General features: G+C 66.5%; 16 protein-coding genes. 8 read left to right on the top strand and 8 right to left on the bottom strand.

From position 1 onward, the window contains the following. Positions 1-1,243: 1,243 nt before the first annotated feature. Complete coding sequence (locus ACQR1L_RS03680; protein WP_434856533.1) at positions 1,244-2,476, bottom strand: ABC transporter substrate-binding protein; 1,233 nt, start codon at positions 2,474-2,476, stop codon at positions 1,244-1,246. Between the two features lie 74 nt (positions 2,477-2,550). Continuing rightward, the gene (locus tag ACQR1L_RS03675) at positions 2,551-4,101 is read right to left on the bottom strand and encodes an acyl-CoA synthetase (protein ID WP_434856532.1); all 1,551 of its coding nucleotides are present in this window, start codon (positions 4,099-4,101) and stop codon (positions 2,551-2,553) included. Between the two features lie 273 nt (positions 4,102-4,374). Between ACQR1L_RS03675 and ACQR1L_RS03670 the strand changes: the two genes are divergently transcribed. The 4 genes from ACQR1L_RS03670 to ACQR1L_RS03655 all read left to right on the top strand — a co-directional run bounded on the left by ACQR1L_RS03670 (position 4,375) and on the right by ACQR1L_RS03655 (position 8,496). Then, positions 4,375-5,514 (top strand): acyl-CoA dehydrogenase family protein, encoded by a 1,140-nt coding sequence (locus tag ACQR1L_RS03670; RefSeq protein WP_434856531.1) that lies wholly within the window; start codon positions 4,375-4,377, stop codon positions 5,512-5,514. A 136-nt stretch (positions 5,515-5,650) separates the two neighbouring features. Continuing rightward, on the top strand, positions 5,651-6,820 hold the full coding sequence (locus ACQR1L_RS03665) for an acyl-CoA dehydrogenase family protein (protein ID WP_434856530.1): 1,170 nt from the start codon (positions 5,651-5,653) through the stop codon (positions 6,818-6,820). Then, positions 6,820-7,473: a glutathione S-transferase family protein gene (locus ACQR1L_RS03660; protein WP_434856529.1), complete on the top strand. Its 654-nt coding sequence runs from the start codon at positions 6,820-6,822 to the stop codon at positions 7,471-7,473. The genes ACQR1L_RS03665 and ACQR1L_RS03660 overlap by 1 nt, the downstream gene beginning before the upstream one ends. A gap of 231 nt (positions 7,474-7,704) precedes the next feature. Next, the gene (locus ACQR1L_RS03655; RefSeq protein WP_315722646.1) at positions 7,705-8,496 is read left to right on the top strand and encodes a helix-turn-helix domain-containing protein; all 792 of its coding nucleotides are present in this window, start codon (positions 7,705-7,707) and stop codon (positions 8,494-8,496) included. Here ACQR1L_RS03655 and ACQR1L_RS03650 read toward each other — a convergent pair. Beyond that, positions 8,466-11,045, bottom strand: a complete 2,580-nt coding sequence (locus ACQR1L_RS03650) for a cation-translocating P-type ATPase (protein ID WP_434856528.1) — start codon at positions 11,043-11,045, stop codon at positions 8,466-8,468. The genes ACQR1L_RS03655 and ACQR1L_RS03650 overlap by 31 nt on opposite strands. Before the next feature lie 204 nt (positions 11,046-11,249). Here ACQR1L_RS03650 and ACQR1L_RS03645 point away from each other — a divergent pair, with 204 nt between their 5' ends. From ACQR1L_RS03645 to ACQR1L_RS03630, 4 genes are all read left to right on the top strand, one after another. Next, positions 11,250-12,116, top strand: coding sequence for a 3-keto-5-aminohexanoate cleavage protein (locus ACQR1L_RS03645; protein ID WP_434856527.1), 867 nt, complete (start codon positions 11,250-11,252; stop codon positions 12,114-12,116). 153 nt (positions 12,117-12,269) lie between these two features. Continuing rightward, positions 12,270-13,868 carry an AMP-binding protein gene (locus tag ACQR1L_RS03640; RefSeq protein WP_434856526.1) on the top strand — a complete coding sequence of 533 codons (1,599 nt, stop codon included), beginning with the start codon at positions 12,270-12,272 and terminating at the stop codon, positions 13,866-13,868. 140 nt (positions 13,869-14,008) lie between these two features. Then, positions 14,009-15,625 carry an acyl-CoA carboxylase subunit beta gene (locus ACQR1L_RS03635; RefSeq protein ID WP_434856525.1) on the top strand — a complete coding sequence of 539 codons (1,617 nt, stop codon included), beginning with the start codon at positions 14,009-14,011 and terminating at the stop codon, positions 15,623-15,625. Between the two features lie 14 nt (positions 15,626-15,639). Then, positions 15,640-17,595, top strand: coding sequence for an acetyl-CoA carboxylase biotin carboxylase subunit (locus ACQR1L_RS03630; RefSeq protein WP_434856524.1), 1,956 nt, complete (start codon positions 15,640-15,642; stop codon positions 17,593-17,595). Positions 17,596-17,951: 356 nt separating this feature from the next. Here the strand turns inward: ACQR1L_RS03630 and ACQR1L_RS03625 are convergent, their stop codons facing one another. From ACQR1L_RS03625 to ACQR1L_RS03605, 5 genes are all read right to left on the bottom strand, one after another. Further along, positions 17,952-18,314, bottom strand: a complete 363-nt coding sequence (locus ACQR1L_RS03625) for a response regulator (protein ID WP_434856523.1) — start codon at positions 18,312-18,314, stop codon at positions 17,952-17,954. Continuing rightward, the gene (locus tag ACQR1L_RS03620) at positions 18,301-19,683 is read right to left on the bottom strand and encodes a sensor histidine kinase (protein WP_434856522.1); all 1,383 of its coding nucleotides are present in this window, start codon (positions 19,681-19,683) and stop codon (positions 18,301-18,303) included. Before ACQR1L_RS03620 ends, ACQR1L_RS03625 begins: the two co-directional genes overlap by 14 nt. A 352-nt stretch (positions 19,684-20,035) precedes the next feature. Beyond that, positions 20,036-20,338 (bottom strand): cytochrome c, encoded by a 303-nt coding sequence (locus ACQR1L_RS03615; protein ID WP_434856521.1) that lies wholly within the window; start codon positions 20,336-20,338, stop codon positions 20,036-20,038. 13 nt (positions 20,339-20,351) lie between these two features. Then, complete coding sequence (locus ACQR1L_RS03610) at positions 20,352-21,101, bottom strand: CBS domain-containing protein (RefSeq protein WP_434856520.1); 750 nt, start codon at positions 21,099-21,101, stop codon at positions 20,352-20,354. 98 nt (positions 21,102-21,199) lie between these two features. Then, on the bottom strand, positions 21,200-22,750 hold the full coding sequence (locus tag ACQR1L_RS03605) for an AMP-binding protein (protein WP_434856519.1): 1,551 nt from the start codon (positions 22,748-22,750) through the stop codon (positions 21,200-21,202). Positions 22,751-22,807: the final 57 nt, after the last annotated feature.

The following is a 22,807-nucleotide window of genomic DNA, read 5'->3' as shown; positions in this document are numbered from 1 at the left end:
CGGCAGCTTCATCCATACCTTGACTCACAAACACATGTGGCCAGTCAAGCGATACAGACGGACACCTGGGCAGTTACGCGCAGCGAAGCAATCCAGAGTCCTCGCGCGGCCCTGGATTGCTTCGCTGCGCTCGCAATGACGGAGTTCGTGGGAACCATGGTGCATCTACAAACTCAGCGTCGTCCCGGCGAACGCCGGGACCCATACCCCCAGGGAGCGGTTTGAGTCCGGCTGGTCATTGGCTTTTACGCACGACATCACCGCCGCGGAGTATGGGTCCCGGATCGGCGCCATGCCGCGCTTTGCGCGTCACGGCTTGTCCGGGACGACGGCGGTGGGTAGGGGCGGATTCACGGGTTCAAACAGCACGACGTTCGAACAGCCCAACGTCTCAACAGCAGATCGGATCAATCAGCAGACAATTGTCTAAAGACATGTCGTCGCAGTCTCGCGGCGAAACTCGCCCGAGGTCTGCAATCAGCTCGTCCCTCTTCAAGTGCAGAGGGCGCAGGGAATGCCGGGTGAAGGCCTCACCCATGGCCCGCCTGCGAAAAAAATGCAGGCGGCAGGTACCACAGGTTCAGCCGACATTCCGGCATTCCCTGCGCGATGGGTTTACGGCTGCTTCGCGATCTCCCCGGTGCGCCGGCTTGTTGGCCACCGTCATCCACGCCGTGCATCTGCACCGGTGCAGACTTGACCTCAGCTTCGGGAGGTCAGGACCACGCGACTTGACCGTCCGTGGGCTGCCGTTCGTCCGCGCATCCGAAGACACGCTGCGGTACCACCACGGCCATCGCCTCCCCACCTCGCGTGTCGTGACGATCGCGCGCAACGCCCCTCTGCGGTGAGGCGGGATGGGCGGGAGATCACCATGAATTCGGAAAAATGTCAATATGATATCTGTAATCGGAAGTATTGCCGCGACGGCGGTGAGCTCCCCTCCCCCTTGCGGGGAGGGGTCGGAGGTGGGGGTCCGCGCATTCCGCTCGAAATGATGAAAAAGAATAGCAGGAGCGCACCGGGAAGGCCGACATGGGGCGTGCCCTTCACTTCATTCGGAGTGCGGAGACCCCCACCCCCGACCCCTCCCCGCAAGGGGGAGGGGAGCCGACCGCCACTGGGGGGAGAGCGGGGCTCAAGCGATGAGTGGCTGCCAAAGGCTTGTCATCGACGTGTCGGGCGTTGAGATGTGGTGCGCGAGCATTGCTGCGCTGCCTGGCGCGCCACGCCGCCGCTTCGCCTACCCCCCGACATCCGCACTGATGATATCCCCGAACAGGTCCCATTTGCCGCCCTTGAACTGCATCATCTTGAGCTGCTCGATCGGGGCGAAGTCGTTCGGGCCGGTGTTGACCTTGATGCCGGGAATCAGGGTGTCCGGCGCAAAATCCTTCAGGCTGGCGGCCTGCTTCATGACGTTCTCGCGGGTGAGATTGTCGCCGCACTGCTTCAGGGTCTGCACCATGGTCTGCGCCGCGGCGTAGCCATAGGCGAGGTTGGCGTCGGAGATGTTGGCGCCGGGCATGTACTTGTCGATGAAGGCCATGAACTTCTTCATGCCCTCGTCGTCCTTCCATTGCGGATCCGACGGGTCCTTGAGATAGCCGGCCGACAGCACGCCCTCGGAGGCTTCGAGGCCCGCCGGCTTCATCACGGCGCCGATCGAGATCGAGACGTCGGTCATGACATGCATCGGCTTCCATTCCAGCTCGGCGATCTTCTTGATCGCCTGCGCCGCGAATTTCGGCGTGGCGATGTTGACGAACACGTCGGCGCCGGTGCCCTTCAGCTTCACGATGTGGGCGTCGATCGACGGCTCGGAAGTCTCGTAGCTCTCCTCCGCGACGATCATCGTCTTCGCCTTGTCGCCCAGCACCTCCTTGATGCCGAGGACGTAGTCCTTGCCGAAATCGTCATTGGCGTAGAAGATCGCGATCTTCGCGTTCGGCTTCTCCTTGAGAATGTACTTCGCGAAGATCCGCGCCTCGACGCGGTAGCTGGGCTGGAAGCCCATCGTCCAAGGAAAGTCTTTCGGGTCGTTCCATTTGCTGGCGCCGGTGGCGAGGAACAGCTGCGGCACCTTCTTGGAATTGTGATATTTCTGAACGGCGGTCTGGGTCGGCGTGCCCAGCGCGTTGAAGACGAGGAACACCTCGTCGCTCTCGATCAGCTTGCGCACCTGCTCGACGGTCTTGGGCGGGCTGTAGGCGTCGTCATAGGAGATGAAGTTGATCTTGCGGCCGTTCACGCCGCCCTGATCATTGATCATCTTGAAATAGGCTTCCTCGGTCTTGCCGATGATGCCGTAGGCCGAGGCCGGGCCGCTATAGGCCTCGACATTGCCGATCTTGATCTCGGTGTCGGTAACGCCGGTGTCGTACTTCTTTTGCGCGAGCGCGCTGTGGCTCGCCACGATGGAGAACGCGGCGGCGGCCGCGAGAGACAGCAGAGTCCTGGTCGTCATCGGCAACATTCCCTGGGCTTCCTCTGGTTGGTCTTGTGGTTCTTCTTGGTCGGCAATGCGCGGCGTCGGCCGCGCATCGAGGATCACGACGCCTGCTGGACGAGATCGATCGCCGAAGCGGTCGCAAAGCTCTTGCGCAGGGTCGGCTTGTGGATCTTGCCGGTGGCGTTGCGCGGCAGCGCGTCGACGAAGCGGACGGTGCGCGGGCATTTGAAGCGGGCAAGGTTCGCCTGGCAGTGCGCGAAGATCTCGGCCTCGCTCAGGCTCTGGCCTGGCTTGATCGCGACGATGGCCATGCCGGTCTCGCCCCATTGCGGATCGGCGATGCCGATCACCGCCGCTTCGGCGACCGCGCTCAGCTGATGCAGCACGCTCTCGACCTCGGCCGGATAGACGTTCTCGCCGCCGGAGATGTACATGTCCTTCCAGCGGTCGACGATGTAGTAGAAGCCCTCGTCGTCGACGCGGGTCGCGTCGCCGGTGTGCAGCCAGCCGTCGGTGAAGGAGGCGCGGTTGGCGTCGGGCCGGTTCCAGTAGCCGGGCGTCACGTTGGGGCCGCGGACCCACAATTCGCCGAGCTCGCCGACGTCGGCATCGCTGCCGTCGGGGCGGACGATGCGCACCTCCGTATGCAGGACGGGCTTGCCGGCCGAGCCCGCCTTGCGCGCGGCATCCTCGCGGTCGAGCGCCAACACGGCCGGCGAGGTCTCGGTCATGCCGTAGCCCTGCTGCAGCGCGACGCCGCGCCTCTCCCAGGTCTCCAGCAGTGGCACCGGCATCGGCGCGCCGCCGACGCCGCCGATCACCAGCCGGCTGAAATCGGCGGTCGCGAACGCCGGATGCTGCGCCATGAACTGGTAGATCGCGGGCACGCCGAAGAACACGTTGATGCCGTGGGCGGGCTCGCTGATGAGCTGCAGCGCCTGGCCGGGATCGAAGGCGCGCATGATCAGCACGGTGGCGCCGACATGCAGCACCGGATTGGTGTAGCAGTTGAGTCCGCCGGTGTGGAACAGCGGTAGCACGGTGAGTAGCACCGAGGATGGCGTGATGTAGGCGGGGCCGCCGAGATTGACGCAATTGTAGAACGTCATGCCGTGGGTGATCATCGCCCCCTTCGGCTGGCCGGTCGTGCCCGACGTGTACATGATGGTCGAGACGTCATCGAGCGTCACCGGCTCGCTCGCGGTGAGCGGCTTGGCCGTTGCGATCGCCTGCTCGTAGCTGCCGCCGCGACCATAGCGCAGCGCCGTGGCGACGCCGCAGAGTCGCGCAACCGCGAGCGCGGTGTCGGCGAGGTCATCGTCATGGATCATGAGCTTCGGAGCGCAGTCGCCGACGATGAATTGCAACTCGGGGACGGTGAGGCGGGTGTTGAGCGGCACGAAGATCGCGCCGACGCGGAAGCAGGCGAATTGCACTTCCAGCGTATCGGTGGCGTTCAGCGCCAGCACGGTAACGCGGTCGCCTTTGCCAAGGCCGCAGGCGTCGCGGAGATGGCCGGCGAGGCGGGCAACGCGCGCGTCGAACTCGGCATAGGTGAAACGCCGGTTGCTGCCGAGATCGACCATGGCGGTCTTGGCAGGGGTCCTCCGCGCATGATGCGCAATCCAGTCGTAATACCGTACTGGCACGCGTTCCCTCCTCGTGTCAGGCGGTCTGGTGCCGCCTTGATCGCGATTGTGTCTGGCCTGCGCGTCCCGTCTCCCCGGAGGCCGGCGGGACGCGCGGCGTTTTTGACCGCGAGTGGGCCGGTGAGTGCAATGCACTGTCTTGCGTCAAGGCGCTGGTTGGCTGTCGCGACTGCGCGCCGCGCTGCACGCGATTTCGGCCGTCAGCGCCTCGACGCAAGGCGATACCATTGCTTCGGTTCATCCTGGTGCAGCAACAACCAGAGCCCGGCATCGATGACGAAAAGTCCGTTCTACACGGCCGAGCACGAGGCCTTCCGCGACGTCGTCAGGCGGTTCGTCGACAGGGAGATCGCGCCGTTCGCGAACGCCTGGGACGAGGCCGGCGAATTCCCGCGCACGCTGTATGCGAAGGCGGCCGAGATCGGTCTGCTCGGCCTGGGCTTCCCGGAAGAGTTCGGTGGCGTGGCCGCGGACCAGTTCATGAAGATCGTGTCGTCGCAGGAGCTGGCGCGGGCAGGCATCGGCGGCGTCAGCGCCAGCCTGATGAGCCATTCGATCGGTGCGCCGCCGATCGCACGCGCGGCACGGCCGGAGGTGCGGGCGAAGGCGCTGCCGGAGATCCTTGGCGGGCGGAAGATCTCGGCGCTGGCGATCACCGAGCCGAGCGGCGGCTCGGATGTCGCCAATCTCCGCACCAAGGCGGTCCGCGACGGCGATCACTATGTGGTCAGCGGCGAGAAGACGTTCATCACCTCGGGGATGCGGGCCGACTACATCACCGTCGCGGTGCGAACCGGCGGGCCCGGACCGGTGGGTGTCAGCCTGCTGCTGATTCCCGGCGACACGCCGGGACTGACGCGGACCAGGCTGAACAAGATGGGCTGGTGGGCCTCGGATACGGCGACCCTGCACTTCGACAACTGCCGTGTCCCGGTCGAGTACCTGATCGGCGAGGAGGGGCAGGGCTTCAAGCTGATCATGCACAATTTCAACAGCGAGCGCATGGGCATGGCGGCGAGCTGCACCGCGTTCGCCCGCGTCTGCCTCGACGATGCGATCGCCTATGCCAGGGAGCGCCACACCTTCGGCAAGCCGCTGGCGCAGCACCAGGTGATCCGGCACAAGCTGGTCGACATGGCGCAGCGCGTCGCGGCCTCGCAGGCGATGCTGGAGATGCTGGCGTGGCGGCTCGAACAGGGCGATAATCCCGTCGCCGAGATCTGCATGATGAAGAACCAGGCGACGCAGACGATGGCGTACTGCGCCTCCGAGGCGGTGCAGATCTTCGGCGGCGCGGGGTTCATGCGCGGCGTGCGCGTGGAACGCATCTATCGCGAGGTCAAGGTCAACGCCATCGGCGGCGGTACCGAGGAAATCATGAAGGACCTGGCCAGCCGGCAGATGGGATTGTGAGCCACGCTTTTTCAGCTCGTCATGCCCGGGCTTGACCCGGGCATCCACGCTGGCACCACAACAGAACAACGACGTGGATGGCCGGGACAAGCCCGGCCATGACGTCAAAATAAACGCGACAGGAGCCCGAGGAAGAATGCTCTTCACCGCCGACCACGACGAACCGCGCCGCATCCTGCAGAAGTTCATCGCCGCCGAGATCAATCCCCATGTCGACGCATGGGAGGAGGCCGGCATCTTTCCCGCGCATGAGCTGTTCAAGAAGCTCGGCGGCCTCGGCTATCTCGGCCTCAACAAGCCGGTCGAGTTCGGCGGCCAGGGACTGGACTATTCCTACGCGCTGATGATGGCCGAGGAGCTCGGCGCCATCACTTGCGGCGGCGTGCCGATGGCGATCGGGGTGCAGACCGACATGGCGACGCCGGCGCTGGCCCGGTTCGGCTCCGATGAGCTGCGGCGCGAATTCCTGGCGCCCGCGATCTCCGGCGATGCGGTGGTCTGCCTCGGCGTGTCGGAAACCGGCGCGGGCTCGGACGTCGCCTCGATCAAGACCACGGCCCGCTCCGATGGCGACGACTACGTCATCAATGGCGGCAAGATGTGGACCACCAACGGCACGCAGGCGGACTGGATGTGCCTGCTCGCCAACACCAGCGACGGGCCGGTTCATCGCAACAAGTCGCTGATCATCGTGCCGATGAAGACCAAGGGCGTGCAGATCGCCCGCAAGCTCGACAAGCTCGGCATGCATTCGTCGGACACCGCGCAGATCTTCTTCGACAATGTCCGCGTGCCCAAGCGCAACCGCGTCGGCGAGGAGGGGCAGGGCTTCACCTACCAGATGCTGCAGTTCCAGGAGGAGCGGCTGTGGGGCGCGGCGGCCTGCCTGAAATCGCACGAATACATCATCGCCAAGACGATCGAGTACACGCGCGAGCGCAAGGTGTTCGGGCGCAGCGTGCTCGACAATCAGGTGGTGCATTTCAAGCTGGCGGAGATGCAGACCGAGGTCGAGCTGCTGCGTTCGCTGATCTACCGCGCGGCCGAGGCGCTGATCGCCGGCGAGGACGTCACCCGGCTCGCGACCATGGCCAAGCTCAAGGCCGGGCGGCTCGGCCGCGAACTGACCGATGCCTGCCTGCAATATTGGGGCGGCATGGGCTTCATGAACGAGACGCCGGTCAGCCGCGCCTATCGCGACGCCCGGCTGACCTCGATCGGCGGCGGCGCCGACGAGGTGATGCTGACGATCCTGTGCAAGATGATGGGGACATTGCCGGGGACCGGCAAAGCGGGGAATGCCTGATGATCACGCTGTATCATTGCGACGGCGCCCGCTCGTTCCGCCCGCTGTGGATGCTGGAGGAGCTCGGAGCTGACTACGAGTTGAAGATGTTGCCGTTCCCGCCGCGGGTGCTGGCGAAGGAATATCTCGCGATCAATCCGCTCGGGACCATTCCGTTCATGATCGATGGCGAGACGAAGATGACGGAGTCCTCGGGCATCTGTCACTATCTCGGCATCAAGCATGGCCCGACCCCGCTGATGGTCGGACCTGAGGAGAAGGATTACGGCGCGTTCCTGAACTGGATGTATTTCTCGGACGCGACGCTGACCTTCCCGCAGACGCTGGTATTGCGATACACGCAGCTGGAGCCTGAGGAGCGGCGCTCACCGCAGGTCGCGGCCGACTATGCCAAATGGTTTCTGGGCCGGCTGCGCGCGGTGGAGGCAGCCACTGGGAATGCTGAGTTTCTGTGCGGCCGCTTCACGGCGGCGGACATCGTCATCGGCTATGCGCTGCGACTGGCCGACACGCTGGGCCTCGCCAAGGATTTCGGGCCGAATGTGGCGGCTTATTGGGCGCGTCTGCAGCAGCGCGGCGGCTACAAGCGGGCACGCGCGGCTGAGCAGCGTGCTGGTGAAGAGCAGGGCATCAAGCCGCGCGTCAGGCCGTGAGTTGCGCACGTCATTTTGAGGCTACGTTATTCCGGGGCGATGCGTCGCATCGAACCCGGAATCTCGAGATTCCGGGTTCGCGCTGACGCGCGCCCCGGAATGACGGACATCTCGGATCGGTGAGTTAACCGCGACAAAAATCGGCAGTCGTCGCCGATGACAGCGGCGCGAATTGCGCTATGGTTCTCCTCCAAAGAAGCGGCCGCAGAGTCGCGCCTCAGGAGGAAGACCATGGATGTTTCCCGCCGGGACTCCGGCCATCTCATGCTGATTACGCCCGAGCGCGTGTTCTACGCCGGGCTGCTCGGCCGACCGCGCCAGCGCTGCTCGGGCGCGCTGCACATTTACGTCGCGCTGACCGGCAGCCTGCGGCTGCTGCCCGAGGGCGGCGAGGCGCGGTGCGGCGAGCTGCTGGTGGTGCCGCCGAACAAGCAGCACACGATCGAGAGCGACTATCGCACCGTCATCGTCGTGACGATGGAGCCGGAGAGCGTGCCGATCGGCACGCTGGATCGCTTCGCGGCCAAGGTCACGCGCGAGGCCGAGGCCTTCGCCTGCCGCATCCGCGCCGCCTATGAGGAACTGGTGCAGCGGCCGTTGTCCGGCGACGTCACCAGCGCGGTGTTCGACCGTCTGTGCTTCGGCGAGGTGCTGCCGCAGCGGACGCTTGACCCGCGCGTGGTCAAGGCGATCGGCCTGATCAGCCGCTTCTCGGGCGAGCCGGCCACCGCCGAGAGCTGCGCCGCCGCGGTGGGCCTGTCGACCTCGCGCTTCCTGCATCTGTTCAAGGAGGAGACCGACATCTCCTTCCGCTCGTTCCGCGCCTGGAAGCGCGCGCGGCATCTGCTGAACTACGCCAACCAGGATCTCAACCTGGCGCATCTCGCGCAGGACATCGGCTATCCCGATTCCACGCATTTCAGCCACTCGATCCGCCGCTTCTACGGGCTGAAGCCGCGCGCGATCTTCTCCGGCTCGCGCGATCTCGCGATCTACCGCGCCGGCGAGGCGGCGCTGACCTGATCGGCTCTCGCGCGGCGCGTCAGCGCGGCGCGCAGCGGGAATTTCGACAGCTCCAGCACGATCAGCGTGCTGATCGCGGCCGCCGCGGTCAGCGCGAGGTCGTCGGCGTGCAGCGGCCCGAACTTGAACAGCGCCGCGACCGGCGGCACCGTCAGGCTGGTCGCGAGCACGGCGATGACAACAGCGATCACCGACAGCAGCACGCGATTCGGCCGCAGCAGCGCGTCGCGCAGCGAGCTCGAGAACGAGCGGTTGACGAAGATCAGGCTGACGATCACCGACACCAGGGTGAAGAACACCAGCGCGCGCAGCTCGTCGTCGGGCATGCCGTTGCGGTGCGCCAGCAGCAGCACGCCGCCGGTGGTGATCACGGCGAGCAGGCCTTGCAGCGCGCCCCACAGCACCAGCGGGCGCGGCAGCAGCGGCTCCAAGGGATCGCGCGGCCGCCGCCGCATGACGTCGTCTTCCTCGGTCTCGGCCTCGAACACCAGCGAGCAGACGGGATCGATGATCATCTCCAGAAACGCGATGTGAATGGGCCCGAGCAGCAGCGGCAGGCCGGTGAGGAGCGGCAGCAGCGCGAGGCCGGCGATCGGAAAATGCACCGCGAGGATGAAGCTCATCGCCTTGCGCAGATTGTCGTAGATCCGCCGGCCCAGCCGGATCGCCTTGACGATCGAGCCGAAATCATCGTCGAGCAGCACGATCGCGGCCGCTTCGCGCGCGACGTCGGTGCCGCGCCCGCCCATCGCGATGCCGATATGCGCCGCCTTCAGCGATGGCGCGTCGTTGACGCCGTCGCCGGTCATGGCGACGATCTCGCCGTCGGCCTTGAGCGCCGAGACGATGCGCAGCTTCTGCTCAGGCATGATGCGCGCGAAGGCCGTCGGCGTGCGCGCGGCGCGCGCCAGCGCATCGTCGTCGAGATCGGCAAGCTCGGGGCCGGTGATGACGCGTTCGGGATCGAGCCCGGCCTGCCGCGCGATCGCCGCGGCCGTGGCCGGATAATCGCCGGTGATCATGAGCACACGGATGCCCGCGGAGCGGCATTCGGCGACGGCGTTGGGCACCTCGGCGCGCAGAGGATCGGCGAAGCCGACGAGGCCGCGGAAGCTGAAGGCGAAGCCCCGCTGGGTCTCCGGCAACGCATCGTCGCCCCAGCGCGCCTCGGCGACGCCGAGCACGCGCAAGCCGTCGACCGCGAGCGTCTCGACACGGGCCTGCAACCCCGCCAATTCGGTGTCGGTGAAGCCACACAGCCTGGCGATGGCTTCAGGCGCGCCCTTGGCCGCGACCATGCTGACGCCGTCACGCGACCAGACATTGGTCATCGCAAGCAGATCGGGACGCAGGCCATAGCGCCGCTGCAGGCTGGCGCCGGCGGTTGCGTCGGGGCCGAGGGCCTGCAGCGCCGTCTCCATCGGGTCGTGCGACTGTGGGTCGCAGGCCAGCACGGCGGTCGCGACCAGATCGCGGAAATCCGCGGTGACCGCATTGGGCGATGACGTCGTCGGTTGCAGCGTCAGGCCGTCCGCCCGTACCAGCCGCGCCACCATCATGCGGTTCTGCGTCAGGGTGCCGGTCTTGTCGGTGCACAGCACCGTGGCGGCGCCGAGCGATTCGATTGCGGCGGCCCGCCGCGTCAGCACGCGCGCCTGCGAGATGCGCCAGGCGCCCATCGCCAGGAACACCGTCAGTACGACCGGGAATTCCTCTGGGAGCATCGACATGCCCAGCGCGATGCCGGCGAGCAGCCCTTCCAGCCAGCCGCCGCGATACAGCGCGTAGAGCACGACCGTGATCGCCACCACGACGGCGCCGCCGATCGCGAACGCCATCACGAGACGCCGCGTCTGCTGGCGGAGGCGCGGCGTCTCGGTCTCCAGCGTGCTGACCGACTGCCCGATCCTGCCGATCGCCGTGCGCGGTCCGGTCGCCATCACCTCGGCGATGCCGCCGCCGCGCACGACGAGGCTGCCGGAGAACACGAAGGGCCGATCGTCGCCGCCGGCTGCGACGGGGGCGGCGCTGTCCGCATCACTTGCCGGCCGCTTGCGCACCGGCACGGATTCGCCCGAGAGCAGCGATTCATCCGTCAGCAGATCGTCGCATTGCCGCAGCACGGCATCCGCCGCGACGCGATCTCCCTCCGCCAGCACGATCATATCGCCGCGCACCACGTCGCGGCCGGCGATGCGGCTGCGTTCGCCGTCGCGGATGACGAGCGCGCGCGGGCTGGAGAGATCGCGCAACGATTCCAGCACGCGCTCCGTGCGCGCCTCCTGCACGATGGTGATGAACACCGATGCCGAGGCGAACACGCCGAGCAGCACGGCTTCGGCCATATCGCCCAATGCCAGATAGATGCCGGCGCCCGCGAGCAGCAGGAGCAGCATCGGTTCCTTCAGCACGTCCGCGATCAGCCGGACGATCGAGCGGGCGCCCGCCTGCGGCAGCTCGTTGAAGCCCTCTGCCTGCAGCCGCCGCGCCGCCTCGGCGGCGCTCAGTCCGTTTGGAAACGTTGGCGCCGGTTGTGTGTCGGTGGGCATTGCACGCTCGATCTGGAGGGCAGACAGGAACCGCTTAGCGTCGATCACAGGCCGCAGGCTTGACGCAAAGCAATAACGGGAAAGCGCCGTTCCAACCAGCGAGTCAACGCAAGCAGATCGCGCCGCGACATCATCATATGGGCGCAGACCTGCACCGCGCTGCTTGCGTGAAAGCTTCTTCGAACGAGTGTCAGAACGACTGCCATGAGCGACAAAGCCGTCATCACCTGCGCGCTGAACGGCGTGCTCACCGATCCCAGGCAGCATCACGTGCCGGTCACGCCGGAGGAGATGGCGCGCGAGGCGCGCCGCGCCTATGACGCGGGTGCGGCGATCATGCACATCCATCTGCGTCAGCAGGCGCCGGGCAAGGGCCACCTGCCGTCCTGGGAGGTCAATGTCTCGCGCGAGATTCAGCAGGCGATCCGCGAAGCCTGTCCCGGCGTGATCATCAATCACACCTCGGGCGTCTCGGGCCCGAACTATCAGGGCGCGCTCGACTGCATCCGCGAGACCCGGCCGGAGATCGCCGCCTGCAACGCCGGCTCGCTGAACTATCTGAAGGTCAAGGCCGACAACAGCTGGGCCTGGCCGCCGATGATGTTCGACAACTCGGTCGAGAAGATCGGCGACTATCTCGCTGTCATGAAGGACGTGAACACGATCCCGGAGTTCGAGTGCTTCGACGTCGGCATCGTGCGCTGCGTCGGCATGTATCGCCAAACGGGCATGTATGCCGGACCTCTGGAGTACAACTTCGTGATGGGCGTGGCGTCGGGCATGCCCGCGGATCCGGAGCTGTTGCCGATCCTGCTCAAGCTGAAACTGCCGGAGGCGCATTGGCAGGTCACCGCGATTGGCCGCGCCGAGATCTGGCCGCTGCATCAGCGCTGCGCCGAGCTCGGCGGTCATCTACGGACCGGTCTGGAAGACACGTTCTACCTCGCTGATGGCGCCAAGGTGACGTCGAACGGCCAGCTGATCGAGGCCATCGCCGGCTGTGCGCGGCGCGCGGGCCGCGAGATTGCGAGCCCGGCCGAGGCGCGGCAGATGTTCGGGACCGTGAACTGACGCAACATGCCTCCGTCATTGCGAGCAAAGCGACGTGTCCGCCGAAGCTCGGAGAGCGAAGGCGGAAGCAATCCAGTGCTGCGCGTGACGCCCCTGGATTGCTTCGTCGCCTTCGGCTCCTCGCAATGACGCGGATGGAGAGGGACTAAAGCCATGACCAACCTCGATGCCACCGGCGGCGTAGCCGGGCCGGGCCGGATCGGCCGGGTCGCGATCGGCGATCTCCTGAAGCGCGCGGCGCGGCGGTTTCCGGATCGCGTCGCGATCACCGATGGTGGCCGGCAGGTGACCTTCGCCGAGCTGGAGCGCGATGCCAACCGGTTCGCGAATTATCTCATCGCGAAGGGGCTCAAGCCGGGCGAGAAAATCTCGACGGTCTGCAACAACTCGATCGACTTCGTCAAAGCGCTGTTCGGCATCCATCGCGCCGGGCTGGTCTGGGTGCCGATCAATACCATGCTCGGACCCGCCGACATGGACTACATCCTCGGTCATGCCGAGGTGCGGTTCGCGATCATCGATGACAATCTCCATGCGCAGCCGGAGCGCCGCGCGGCACTTGAGAAGCGCGGAGTCGAGCTGGTGGCTGTCGACCTCACCGGCACGGCCAAGGCCGCAGGACTGGCCAGCTTCAACGAGCTGATCCAGGGCCAATCCGAGATTGAGCCTGAGATCGAGATCAACGATCGCGATCTGGCGATGATCATCTACACCTCCGGCACGACGTCGCGGCCGAAGGGCGCGATGCATTGCCATCTCGCCGTGGTCATGGCCGTGATGAGCAACTGCATCGAGATGCAGCTGTCGCGCGACGACGGTATCACCGGGCAGTTCCCGCTGTTCCATTGCGCCGGCCATGTGCTGCTGCTCAGCTATCTCTCGGTCGGCGGCCGCATGGCGCTGATGCGCGGCTTCGATCCGGTGGCCTGCATGGAGGCGATCGTGCGCGATCGCCTCACCGTGTTCGTCGGGCTGCCGCTGATGTATCAGGCGATCCTCGATCATCCCCGACGCAAGGAGTTCGATCTCTCCCACTTACGCACCTGCCTCTACACGATGGCGCCGATGAGCCGGCCGCTCTTGGAGCGCGCGATCAAGGAGCTGTGTCCGAACTTCGTGCTGACCAGCGGCCAGACCGAGATGTATCCGGCGACAACGATGTCGCGGCCGGAGGTGCAGCTCAACCGGTTCGGCAACTACTGGGGCGAGTCGCTGTTCGTGAACGAGACCGCCATCATGGACGATGCGGGAAATCTCCTGCCGCCCGGCGAGATCGGCGAGCTCGTGCATCGCGGGCCCAATGTGATGATGGGTTACTACAAGGATCCCAATTCGACCGCGGAAGCCCGCAAGTTCGGCTGGCACCACACCGGCGATCTCGCGGTCATCGACCAGGGCGAGGTGCTGTTCCTCGACCGCAAGAAGGACATGATCAAGTCCGGCGGCGAGAACGTCGCCTCCGTCAAGATCGAGGAGACCCTGCTGGCGCATCCGGCGGTGCAGAACGCAGCCGTCGTCGGCCTGCCGCATCCGCAATGGGGCGAGGCGGTCTCGGCCTTCGTCAAGCTCAAGCCCGGCGCGCAGGCGAGTGAGGCGGAGCTGCTGGAGCATTGCCGCAAGTCGCTCGGCGGCTTCCAGGTGCCGAAGCTGGTCCGCGTGCTCGACGAGATGCCGATGACCGCCACCGGCAAGCTGCGCAAGGTCGAGCTGCGCCAGGCCTATGGCGAGCATTTTGCGGCGAAGAGCGCGTGAGGCGTGCCACAAACTCCATCGTCATTCCGGGATGGCCCGCAGGGCCAGGCCCGGAATCCATACTCCCGATCGTGGTTATGGATTCCGGGCTCGCGCTTCCGCGCGCCCCGGAATGACGCGCAATAATGAGATCGTTGCTCATGGCCATCATCGAAAACACCATCTCTCCCACCGGCGCCGCCTTCCAGGCCAACCGCGACGGCATGCTCGGGCTGATCGCGCGGATGCGCGATCTCGAGGCGCGGACACGCAACGCCTCGGCCGCCGCCAAGGACCGCTTCCACCAGCGCGGCCAGCTGCTGCCGCGCGAGCGGGTCGCGCTGGTGCTCGACCCCGGCGCGCCGTTCCTGGAGCTGTCGACGCTCGCCGGCTACATGTTCGATACGCCCGATGCCGCCAAGAGCGTCCCGGGCGGCGGCGTCATCGCCGGCATCGGCTTCGTTGCGGGCGTGCGCTGCATGGTGTCGGCGAACGATGCGGCCATCGATGCCGGTGCGCTGCAGCCTTACGGCCTGGACAAGACCCTGCGCGTGCAGGAGCTGGCGCTGGAAAACAAGCTGCCTTACGTGCAACTGGTCGAGAGCGCCGGTGCCAACCTCTTGCGCTACCGCGTCGAGGACTTCGTTCGCGGCGGCAACATCTTTCGCAACCTGGCGCGGCTATCGGCGGCCGGCCTGCCGGTCGTCACCGTCACGCACGGCTCGTCGACCGCTGGCGGCGCCTATCAGACCGGACTGTCCGACTACATCGTCATGGTGCGCGGCCGCACCCGCGCCTTCCTCGCCGGGCCGCCGCTGCTGAAGGCCGCGACCGGCGAGATCGCGACCGAGGAGGAGCTCGGCGGCGCCGAGATGCATACGGCGATCTCCGGGCTCGGCGACTATCTTGCCGAGGACGACCGCGATGCTTTGCGTATTGCGAGGGAGATCATGGGCAAGCTGAATTGGGATCGGCCGTCGCACGACGCGCCGGCAGCGAAGCCGCCGCGCTACGACCAGGAAGAGCTGCTCGGCATCATGCCGCTCGATCACAAGCGGCCCGTCGACATGCGCCAGGTGATCGCGCGGATCGTCGACGACAGCGACTTCGTCGAGATGTCGCCGAACTACGGCCCCGCGACGGTGTGCGGCCATGCCCGCATCGAGGGCCAGGCGATCGGCATCGTCACCAACAACGGCCCGCTCGATCCGGCCGGCGCCAACAAGGCGACGCATTTCATCCAGGCCTGCTGCCAGAGCCGCACGCCGATCCTCTATCTCAACAACACCACCGGCTACATGGTCGGCCGCGCCTATGAGGAGGCCGGCATGATCAAGCACGGCTCCAAGATGATCCAGGCGGTGACCTCGGCGACCGTCCCGCAGATCACGATCTATTGCGGCGCCTCGTTCGGTGCCGGCAATTACGGCATGTGCGGCCGCGGCTTCCACCCGCGCTTCTGCTTCTCCTGGCCGAACGCCAAGACCGCCGTGATGGGCGGCGAGCAGGCGGCCGAGACGATGGCGATCGTCACCGAGGCCGCAGCGGCGCGCCGCGGCAAGCCGGTGGAGCGCGAGAAGCTCGATGCCATGAAGGCGCAGATCATCGGCGTGTTCGACAGCCAGATGGACGTGTTCGCGACCTCGGCGCGGGTGCTCGACGACGGCGTCATCGATCCGCGCGACACCCGCGCGGTGCTGTCGGAGGTGCTGTCGATCTGCCGCGAGTCCGAGGCGCGCGAACCGCAGCGCATGCAGTTCTCGGTGGCCAGGCCATGAGCGGAGAGAAGACGATGTCGCGCCGGCCTTTCCACAAGGTGCTGATCGCCAACCGCGGCGAGATCGCGCTGCGCGTGATGCGCACGGCGCGCCGGCTTGGTCATGGCGTGGTCGCCGTCTATTCCGACGCCGACGCCGGCGCGCCGCATGTTCGGCTCGCCGATCAGGCCGTCCGTCTCGGTGCGCCGCCGCCGGCGCAGTCCTATCTGAACATCCCGGCGATCATTGCCGCGGCGAAGGCGACCGGCGCTGATGCGGTCCATCCGGGCTACGGCTTCCTCGCCGAGAACGAGGATTTCGCGCGGGCCTGCAAGGAGGCCGGTCTCGTGTTCATCGGACCATCGCCCGAGGCGATCGAGGCGATGGGCAACAAGGCCGGCGCCAAGACGATCATGCAGTGCGCCGGCGTGCCCTGCGTCCCGGGCTATCAGGGCGAGGACCAGGGCGACGAGGCGATGCTGCGCGAGGCGAAGCGCATCGGCTTCCCCGTCATGATCAAGGCCGTCGCAGGCGGTGGCGGCCGCGGCATGCGACTGGTCAGCGAAGCCGGCGCCTTTGCTGACGCGCTGCGCAGCGCGCGCTCGGAAGCTGCAGCGGCGTTCGGCGACGGTACGGTCATTCTCGAGAAGGCCATCGCCAATCCGCGCCACATCGAGATCCAGGTGTTCGGTGACAGCCATGGCAACGCCGTGCATCTCGGCGAGCGCGACTGCTCGGTGCAGCGGCGCCATCAGAAGCTGATCGAGGAGGCGCCGTCGCCGGCGGTCGGCCCGGAGCTACGTGCACGCATGGGTGCGGTCGCGGTGCAGGCCGTGAAGGCGCTCACTTACGAAGGCGCCGGAACGCTGGAATTCCTGCTCGACGGCGACGGCCAGTTCTACTTCATGGAGATGAACACGCGGCTGCAGGTCGAGCATCCCGTGACCGAGGCGCTGACCGGGCTCGATCTCGTCGAGTGGCAGCTCCGCATCGCCGCCGGTGAGCCGCTGCCGCTGCGTCAGGAGCAGATCAGCTTCACGGGCCACGCCATCGAAGTGCGGCTGTGCTCGGAGGATGCCGCTCAGGACTTCATGCCGCAATCAGGACGGATGGCGCTCTGGGAGGTGCCGGAACAGATCCGCGTCGAGCATGCGCTGGAGACAGGCGCGGAGATTCCACCCTACTACGATTCGATGATCGCCAAGCTGATCAGCCATGGCGCGTCGCGCGAGGAGGCGCGGGCGCGGCTCATCACCGGGCTGGAACAGGCGGTCGCGCTGGGCGTGACGACGAACCAATCCTTCCTGTCGTCTTGTCTGCGGCACCCGGCGTTCGCCGCCGGCAAGGCAACCACGGCATTCATCGCGGCGCATCGTGACGAGCTGCGTGCGCCCGGCGTCGCGGCCGAAGATATGGCGCTGGCCGCCCTGCTGCTCTCCGTCAGCCATCCGCTGGCGCATCCCTTTCGCCAGGGGCGATCGCTGGCCCCTGCCTTCGCGACGCCGCTTCGCTTTGCGCTCGGGGACGATGTCAGCGAATGCGAACTGCTGCGCGACCGTGACGGCAGCTACAGCGTCGTGCACGGCGGCGTCGCGCAGCGCTACGAGATTGTGGCTCTGGACGGCGAGACGATCTGGATTCGCCGCGACGGCATCGTCGACAGCGCCCGCTTCGTGCGCGACGGCGATCGCCTGTTCGTGCAGCATCGCGGCCGGGTGCTGGCACTGCGCGACCTCACGCTGGCCGCGCCGCTGTCGGCGGCCGCGTCCGGCGGCGACGGCAAGGTTCGCGCGGCGCTGAATGGCCGCGTGGTCGCGGTGTTGGTGAAGCCCGGTGATCAGATCGCGGCCGGCCAGCCGGTGCTGACGCTCGAAGCCATGAAGATGGAGCATGTCCATACGGCCGGCATCGCCGGCACGGTGAGCGCGATCGAGGTCGCCGAGGGCGATCAGGTCACGACGGGCCGGATCGTGGTGGAGATCGCGGGGTGATTGCCGGGGGCGAGACGCGCGCTGCCGGGCGCGGTCATTGGGCCCTGGCATAGAGACTTCCCGTGCGGTTGCCCCTCACCCCAACCCTCTCCCCGTGAAGAACGGGGAGCGGTGCTCGCGGCGATGCCTCGTCTCAAACTGACGATCCGGAACTGATCATTGAGGCAATCTCCGTCGGCACGAACGGTGCAACCTCTCCCCGCCCTTTTGCGGGGAGAGGTCGGATTGCGCAGCAATCCGGGTGAGGGGCATGGCACTGAGGTTGCCGGCGGGAGGTCTGTCGGAGTCGCATGTCGGCGCCACACACGCACGAGCCGCCCGCCGCTGTCGCCAAGCCTCAGGACTGCAGCTGCGCTTCACCCCGGCAATTGCCGCCGCAACGTCGCGACCAGCCGCGACGTCTGGAACGGCTTCGACAGCAGCGGCGCGCTGGCGAATTCCTCGGGGCATTGGTCGACCGAATAGCCGGTGACCGCAACGAACGGAACGCCCTGCGCCTGCAGGGCGCGGGCGATCGGGGCCGAGGTCTCGTGTCCGAGATTGACGTCGAGAACGGCGAGGTCGCAGCGGTGCCGCTGCAGCAGGTGCAGCGCCTTTCCCACCGTCGGCGCGACGCCGACCACGGCAAACCCGGCCTCTTCCAGCTCGACCGACAGGTCGAAGCCGATCATGGGATCGTCCTCGACGATCAGGACATTGACCTTGTCAGCAACGGGCATGGAGGCTGCCGCGGCTGATGCGTTGCAAGGGGCAGTTGAGGTGCCAGCGGAGGCCGGACGCCGCGTAATCGATCTCGACCGATGCATCCAGCCCGGCCCGGACCATGTCGGTGATGACGCGGCTGCCGAAGCCGCGTTGTTCCGGCGACGCGACCGCGGGGCCACCGCTCTCGCGCCAGCTCATGTCGAAGTCGTCGCCATCGCATCGCCAGTCGATCGCAACACGTCCGTCGTTGCCCGAGAGCGCGCCATGTCTCGCGGCATTGGTGATCAGCTCGTGGACGGCCAGGCCGATCGCCTGTGCCGCTTCCGGCGTCAATTCGATCTGCGGCCCGTCGATCGCGATGCGATTGCCGATGAGGTCGCGGAAGGCGCTGAGCTGGGCGTGAACGAGATCGCGCAGCGGAATGAAGCGCCAGTCGTTCTGGATCAGCAGATCCTGATTGCTCGCAATCGCCTGCAGGCGCTGCAGGAAGCGATCGAGATCGAGCGGCCGGCCATGGCGCGTCATCTGCCGCGCAATCGCCTGCACCAGCGACAACAGGTTCTTGCTGCGATGGTTGACCTCGGCGAGCAGGGTGTGCAACTGCTCGCGGGTCTGGCGCTTGTCGGTGATGTCGCGCACGATCTTGGAGGCGCCGATGATGCGGCCGGCGGGATCGCGGACTGGTGAGACGGTCACCGAGACGTCGATCAGCGCGCCGTCCTTGCGCAGCCGCACGGTTTCGAAATTGTCGATCATCTCGCCGGAGACGACGGTGGCGAGGATGCGATCCTCCTCGGCCTGGCGCTCCCCGGGGATGATCGTGCGGATCGAGCGGTTGATCATCTCGCCTTCCGAGAACCCGAAGATGCGCTCGGCGCTCTTGTTCCAGCTGGTGACGGTGCCGTCCAGCGTCTTGCTGACGACGCCATCCGATGAGGAGGTGACGATGGCGGCCAGCATCGCGGCGCTGCGCTGCGCCGTCTTGATCGTGGTGACGTCGCGCAGGATGCCCGAGACACCGATGATCTGACCGAGTCCGTCGCGGATCGGCGAATAGGTGATGGCGACCTCGATCGGGCGGCCGTCTTTCGCCAGCCGGACCGTCTCGAAGCTCTCGATCGAAGCGCCGACGCTGACACGGGCGCGGATCGACAGGGCCTCCTGCTTCAGCTCGGGAGGAACGATATTCAGAATCGACTGTCCGATCATCTCGGCGGCGCGATAGCCCAGCATCCGTTCACATGCCGCATTCCAACTGCGGATGATCCCGTCCACGGTGGTGCCGAAGATGGCGTCAGCGGACGCATTCACGATCGCGGCGAGATAGGCTGCGTCGTCGTCGGTCGCGCGGGGGGCGTTGGAGGCGCCGGGCATTCCGTGCACGTCGCGGGCTCCTTGCTAGCAGGCCGGCCAAGAAGGCGCTGCGCACCCGATTACCAACTTGTTTGTGTACGAATGCAAGAGCTATCTCATTCGCTGCTTGGTGTTGGCTTTTCCGGCAACGAGGACAAGGAGAGTCGCGGTCGGCATACCGACTCGGGGACGTGCGACGTGCTCCAGCTCACGGCGGCGAATACACGAAACGCTGACTTGACAGTTTTGTTCCAGCGGATCGGTCCGAAAAAGAAGAAACAGCCCGCGCGTCGAAACAGGCAGCGGGCGCAGCGCATCCCCGTACCGGGTGCAGCGCAATCTGCGTCTGAGCGCAACACACGCCGGCCAGGCCGGTTGCCCATTACTTCCTGAGGCTGAGGATATAGCCGGCGAGATCGTCCGCGTCGGCTGCACCGAGCGGGCTGTTGGCCATCGTGGCGTGCGGAAGCAGCAGGAACCTCACCAGCATCTCCCTGGTCAGGCCCTCCTTGGCGGCGATGGCGACGAACGGCCGGGCGCGCCGGAACCGGGGCGCCTCGGCGCCGACCACATGGCACTCGGCGCACCAGCGTTCCGCAACTTGGCGGCCATGGTCGAGATCCTCTGCCGCCGCCGGCGTCAGGAGCAGCAACAGCAGCATCGGCAGCGCGATGGTGCGGCGCATGGAGCTTTGCTCCTCAGAGCGGCTGGTCGTCATCGGTCGACGGCTGCTCCTGCAGCGAGACGATGTCGCCGCCGCCGAATTCGTCCTCTGGGGGCGGGTAGACCCACATGTGATCGCGCACCTCCCGGACGCCGTCCACGCTCTTGGCCGCCACGATCGCGGTGGCGCGTTCACTCTCGTGACGCACCGCGCCGCTCAGATGCGCGATCCCGTTGCGAACCACGACATTGAAGCGGCAGTGCTTGCAGGCGGCCTGGTCGAGCGCGTCCAGGATCGCAGCGCGGATGGCGTCGTCGTCGGACGTGGGCCCGGGAACCGTGGTGGCGAGATCGGCCAGGGTCTGGACGAAGTCGGTGTGCGTGATCATCCCGACCAGCCGGTCGCCACTGACGACGGGCAGGCGCTTGACGCTGCGCTTCTCCATGATCGCGGCGATCTCGCCGAGAGCGGCGTCCTGGCTGACCGTGACCGGAGGGCGGCTCATGATGTCGCCCACCGTGCGGCCATGGGCGTGGACGAAATCGGCGCTGACGCGGCCGCGGCCGACGAGGAGGTCGAGCCAGCGGCCGTGCCGCCGTTCCGTGCCGAGTTCGGCCCGACGCAGGAAGTCGCCGTCGGTGACCATGCCGACGAGCTGGCCGGAGGCGTCCACCACCGGCAGGCCGCCGATGTGGTTGCGCAGCATGATCCGCGCCGCCTCGGCCACCGGCGTTCCGGGGGTGACCGTGATCACCGATCTCGTCATGATTTGATGAGCGCGCATGTCGTCGTCTCGTGCAATGGCTGCGGCTGCAATCGGTGGAGGATAGGCTCGGCGATGCTGCCTGCGCTTGACAAGGATCAACCCGAGGTCGCGACGGTCTAGACGATCCGCGAGGTCTTGTTGCCCCAATAGCGGTCGCGCAACAGGCGCTTGTAGAGCTTGCCGGTCGGCAGCCGCGGCAGCTCCTTCTCGAAGTCGATCGAGCGCGGCACCTTCTGCCGTGCCAGCGATTGCCGGCAAAAGGCGATCAGCTCCTCCTCCAGCTCAGGACCGGGCGTGATGCCCGACATCGGCTGGATCACCGCCTTCACCTCCTCGCCGAGATCGGCATTGGGCACGCCGAACACGGCGGCATCGGCGACCTTGGGATGGGTGATCAACAGGTTCTCGCATTCCTGCGGATAGATGTTCACGCCGCCGGAGATGATCATGAAGGTGGCGCGGTCGGTGAGATAGAGATAGCCGTCGGCATCGACATAGCCGACGTCGCCGACGGTGCTCATGGTGCCGTCGGCCGAGCGCGCCTCCTTGGTGCGCTCGGGGTCGTTGAAGTACTCGAACGGCGATCCCGTCTTGAACCATACCGTGCCGGCGGTGCCGACAGGGCAGGGCTGCATGTTTTCGTCGAGGATATGCAGGTCACCGAACAGCACCTTGCCGACGGTGCCGCGATGCGCCAGCCACTGCTCGCTGTCGCAGGCGGTGAAGCCGAGGCCCTCTGTGGCGCCGTAATATTCGTGGATGATCGGCCCCCACCATTTGATCATGTCCTCCTTGACCTGTGCGGGGCAGGGTGCGGCGGCGTGAATGGCCACTTCCAGCGAGGACAGGTCGTAGCGGGTGCGGACATCCTCCGGCAGTTTCAGCATGCGCGAGAACATCGTCGGCACCAGCTGAGTATGGGTGATGCCCCACTGCTGGACGAGCTGGAGATAGCGCTCGGGCTCGAAATTCTCCATGATGATGGCGGTGCCGCCTGAGCGGATGGTGAGATTGACGGCGGCCTGCGGCGCGGAATGATAGAGCGGCGCAGGGGAGAGGTAGATCATGCCCTCGCGATAGCGCCACAGCTTCTCCAGGAAGTCGAAGATCGGGAGCTGCTGCACGGGCGGCTGCTCCGGCAGCGGCCGCAGGATGCCCTTCGGCCGGCCCGTCGTACCGGACGAGTACAGCATCGCGGTGCCGACGCCCTCGTCGGCAATCGGCGTCGACGGCAGGCCGGATGTCGCCTCCGCGAGGCCGACGATACGCTCGCTTTCACCGGGGCCATCGGCGACGATGCACAGCTCGATGCCTGGCGCGTCCTTCATCGCCTCGCGCGCGACGTCGAGCTTGGCGACCGACGTGATCAGCAGCCGCGACTGGCTGTTGTTGAGGATGTAGGCGAGCTCGCCAGGCGTCAGGTAGGAGTTCACGCAGGTGAAGTACAGGCCGGAGCGCTCGCCGGCGCCGCACGACTCGAGATAGCGATTGTTGTTCTCCATGAAGATCGAATAATGATCCAGCCGCTTCAGGCCATGACGGCGGAACAGATGCGCAAGGCGATTGCTGCGCGCCTCCAGCTCGCGATAGGTCACGGCTTCGCCGGTGGAGGCCATGATGAAGGCGGGCTGCAAGGGGCGCAGCTTCGCGTGCTTGCCGGTGTACATGTCTGCTCCTCCCATGACCGTCCGGCGGAGGCTTCGGGTGCACGCGGCGTAAGGCAG

The sequence above is a fragment of the Bradyrhizobium sp. HKCCYLR20261 genome, assembly GCF_051168435.1.
Classification (GTDB): domain Bacteria; phylum Pseudomonadota; class Alphaproteobacteria; order Rhizobiales; family Xanthobacteraceae; genus Bradyrhizobium.
This window is presented reverse-complemented; position numbering and strand designations above follow the sequence as displayed.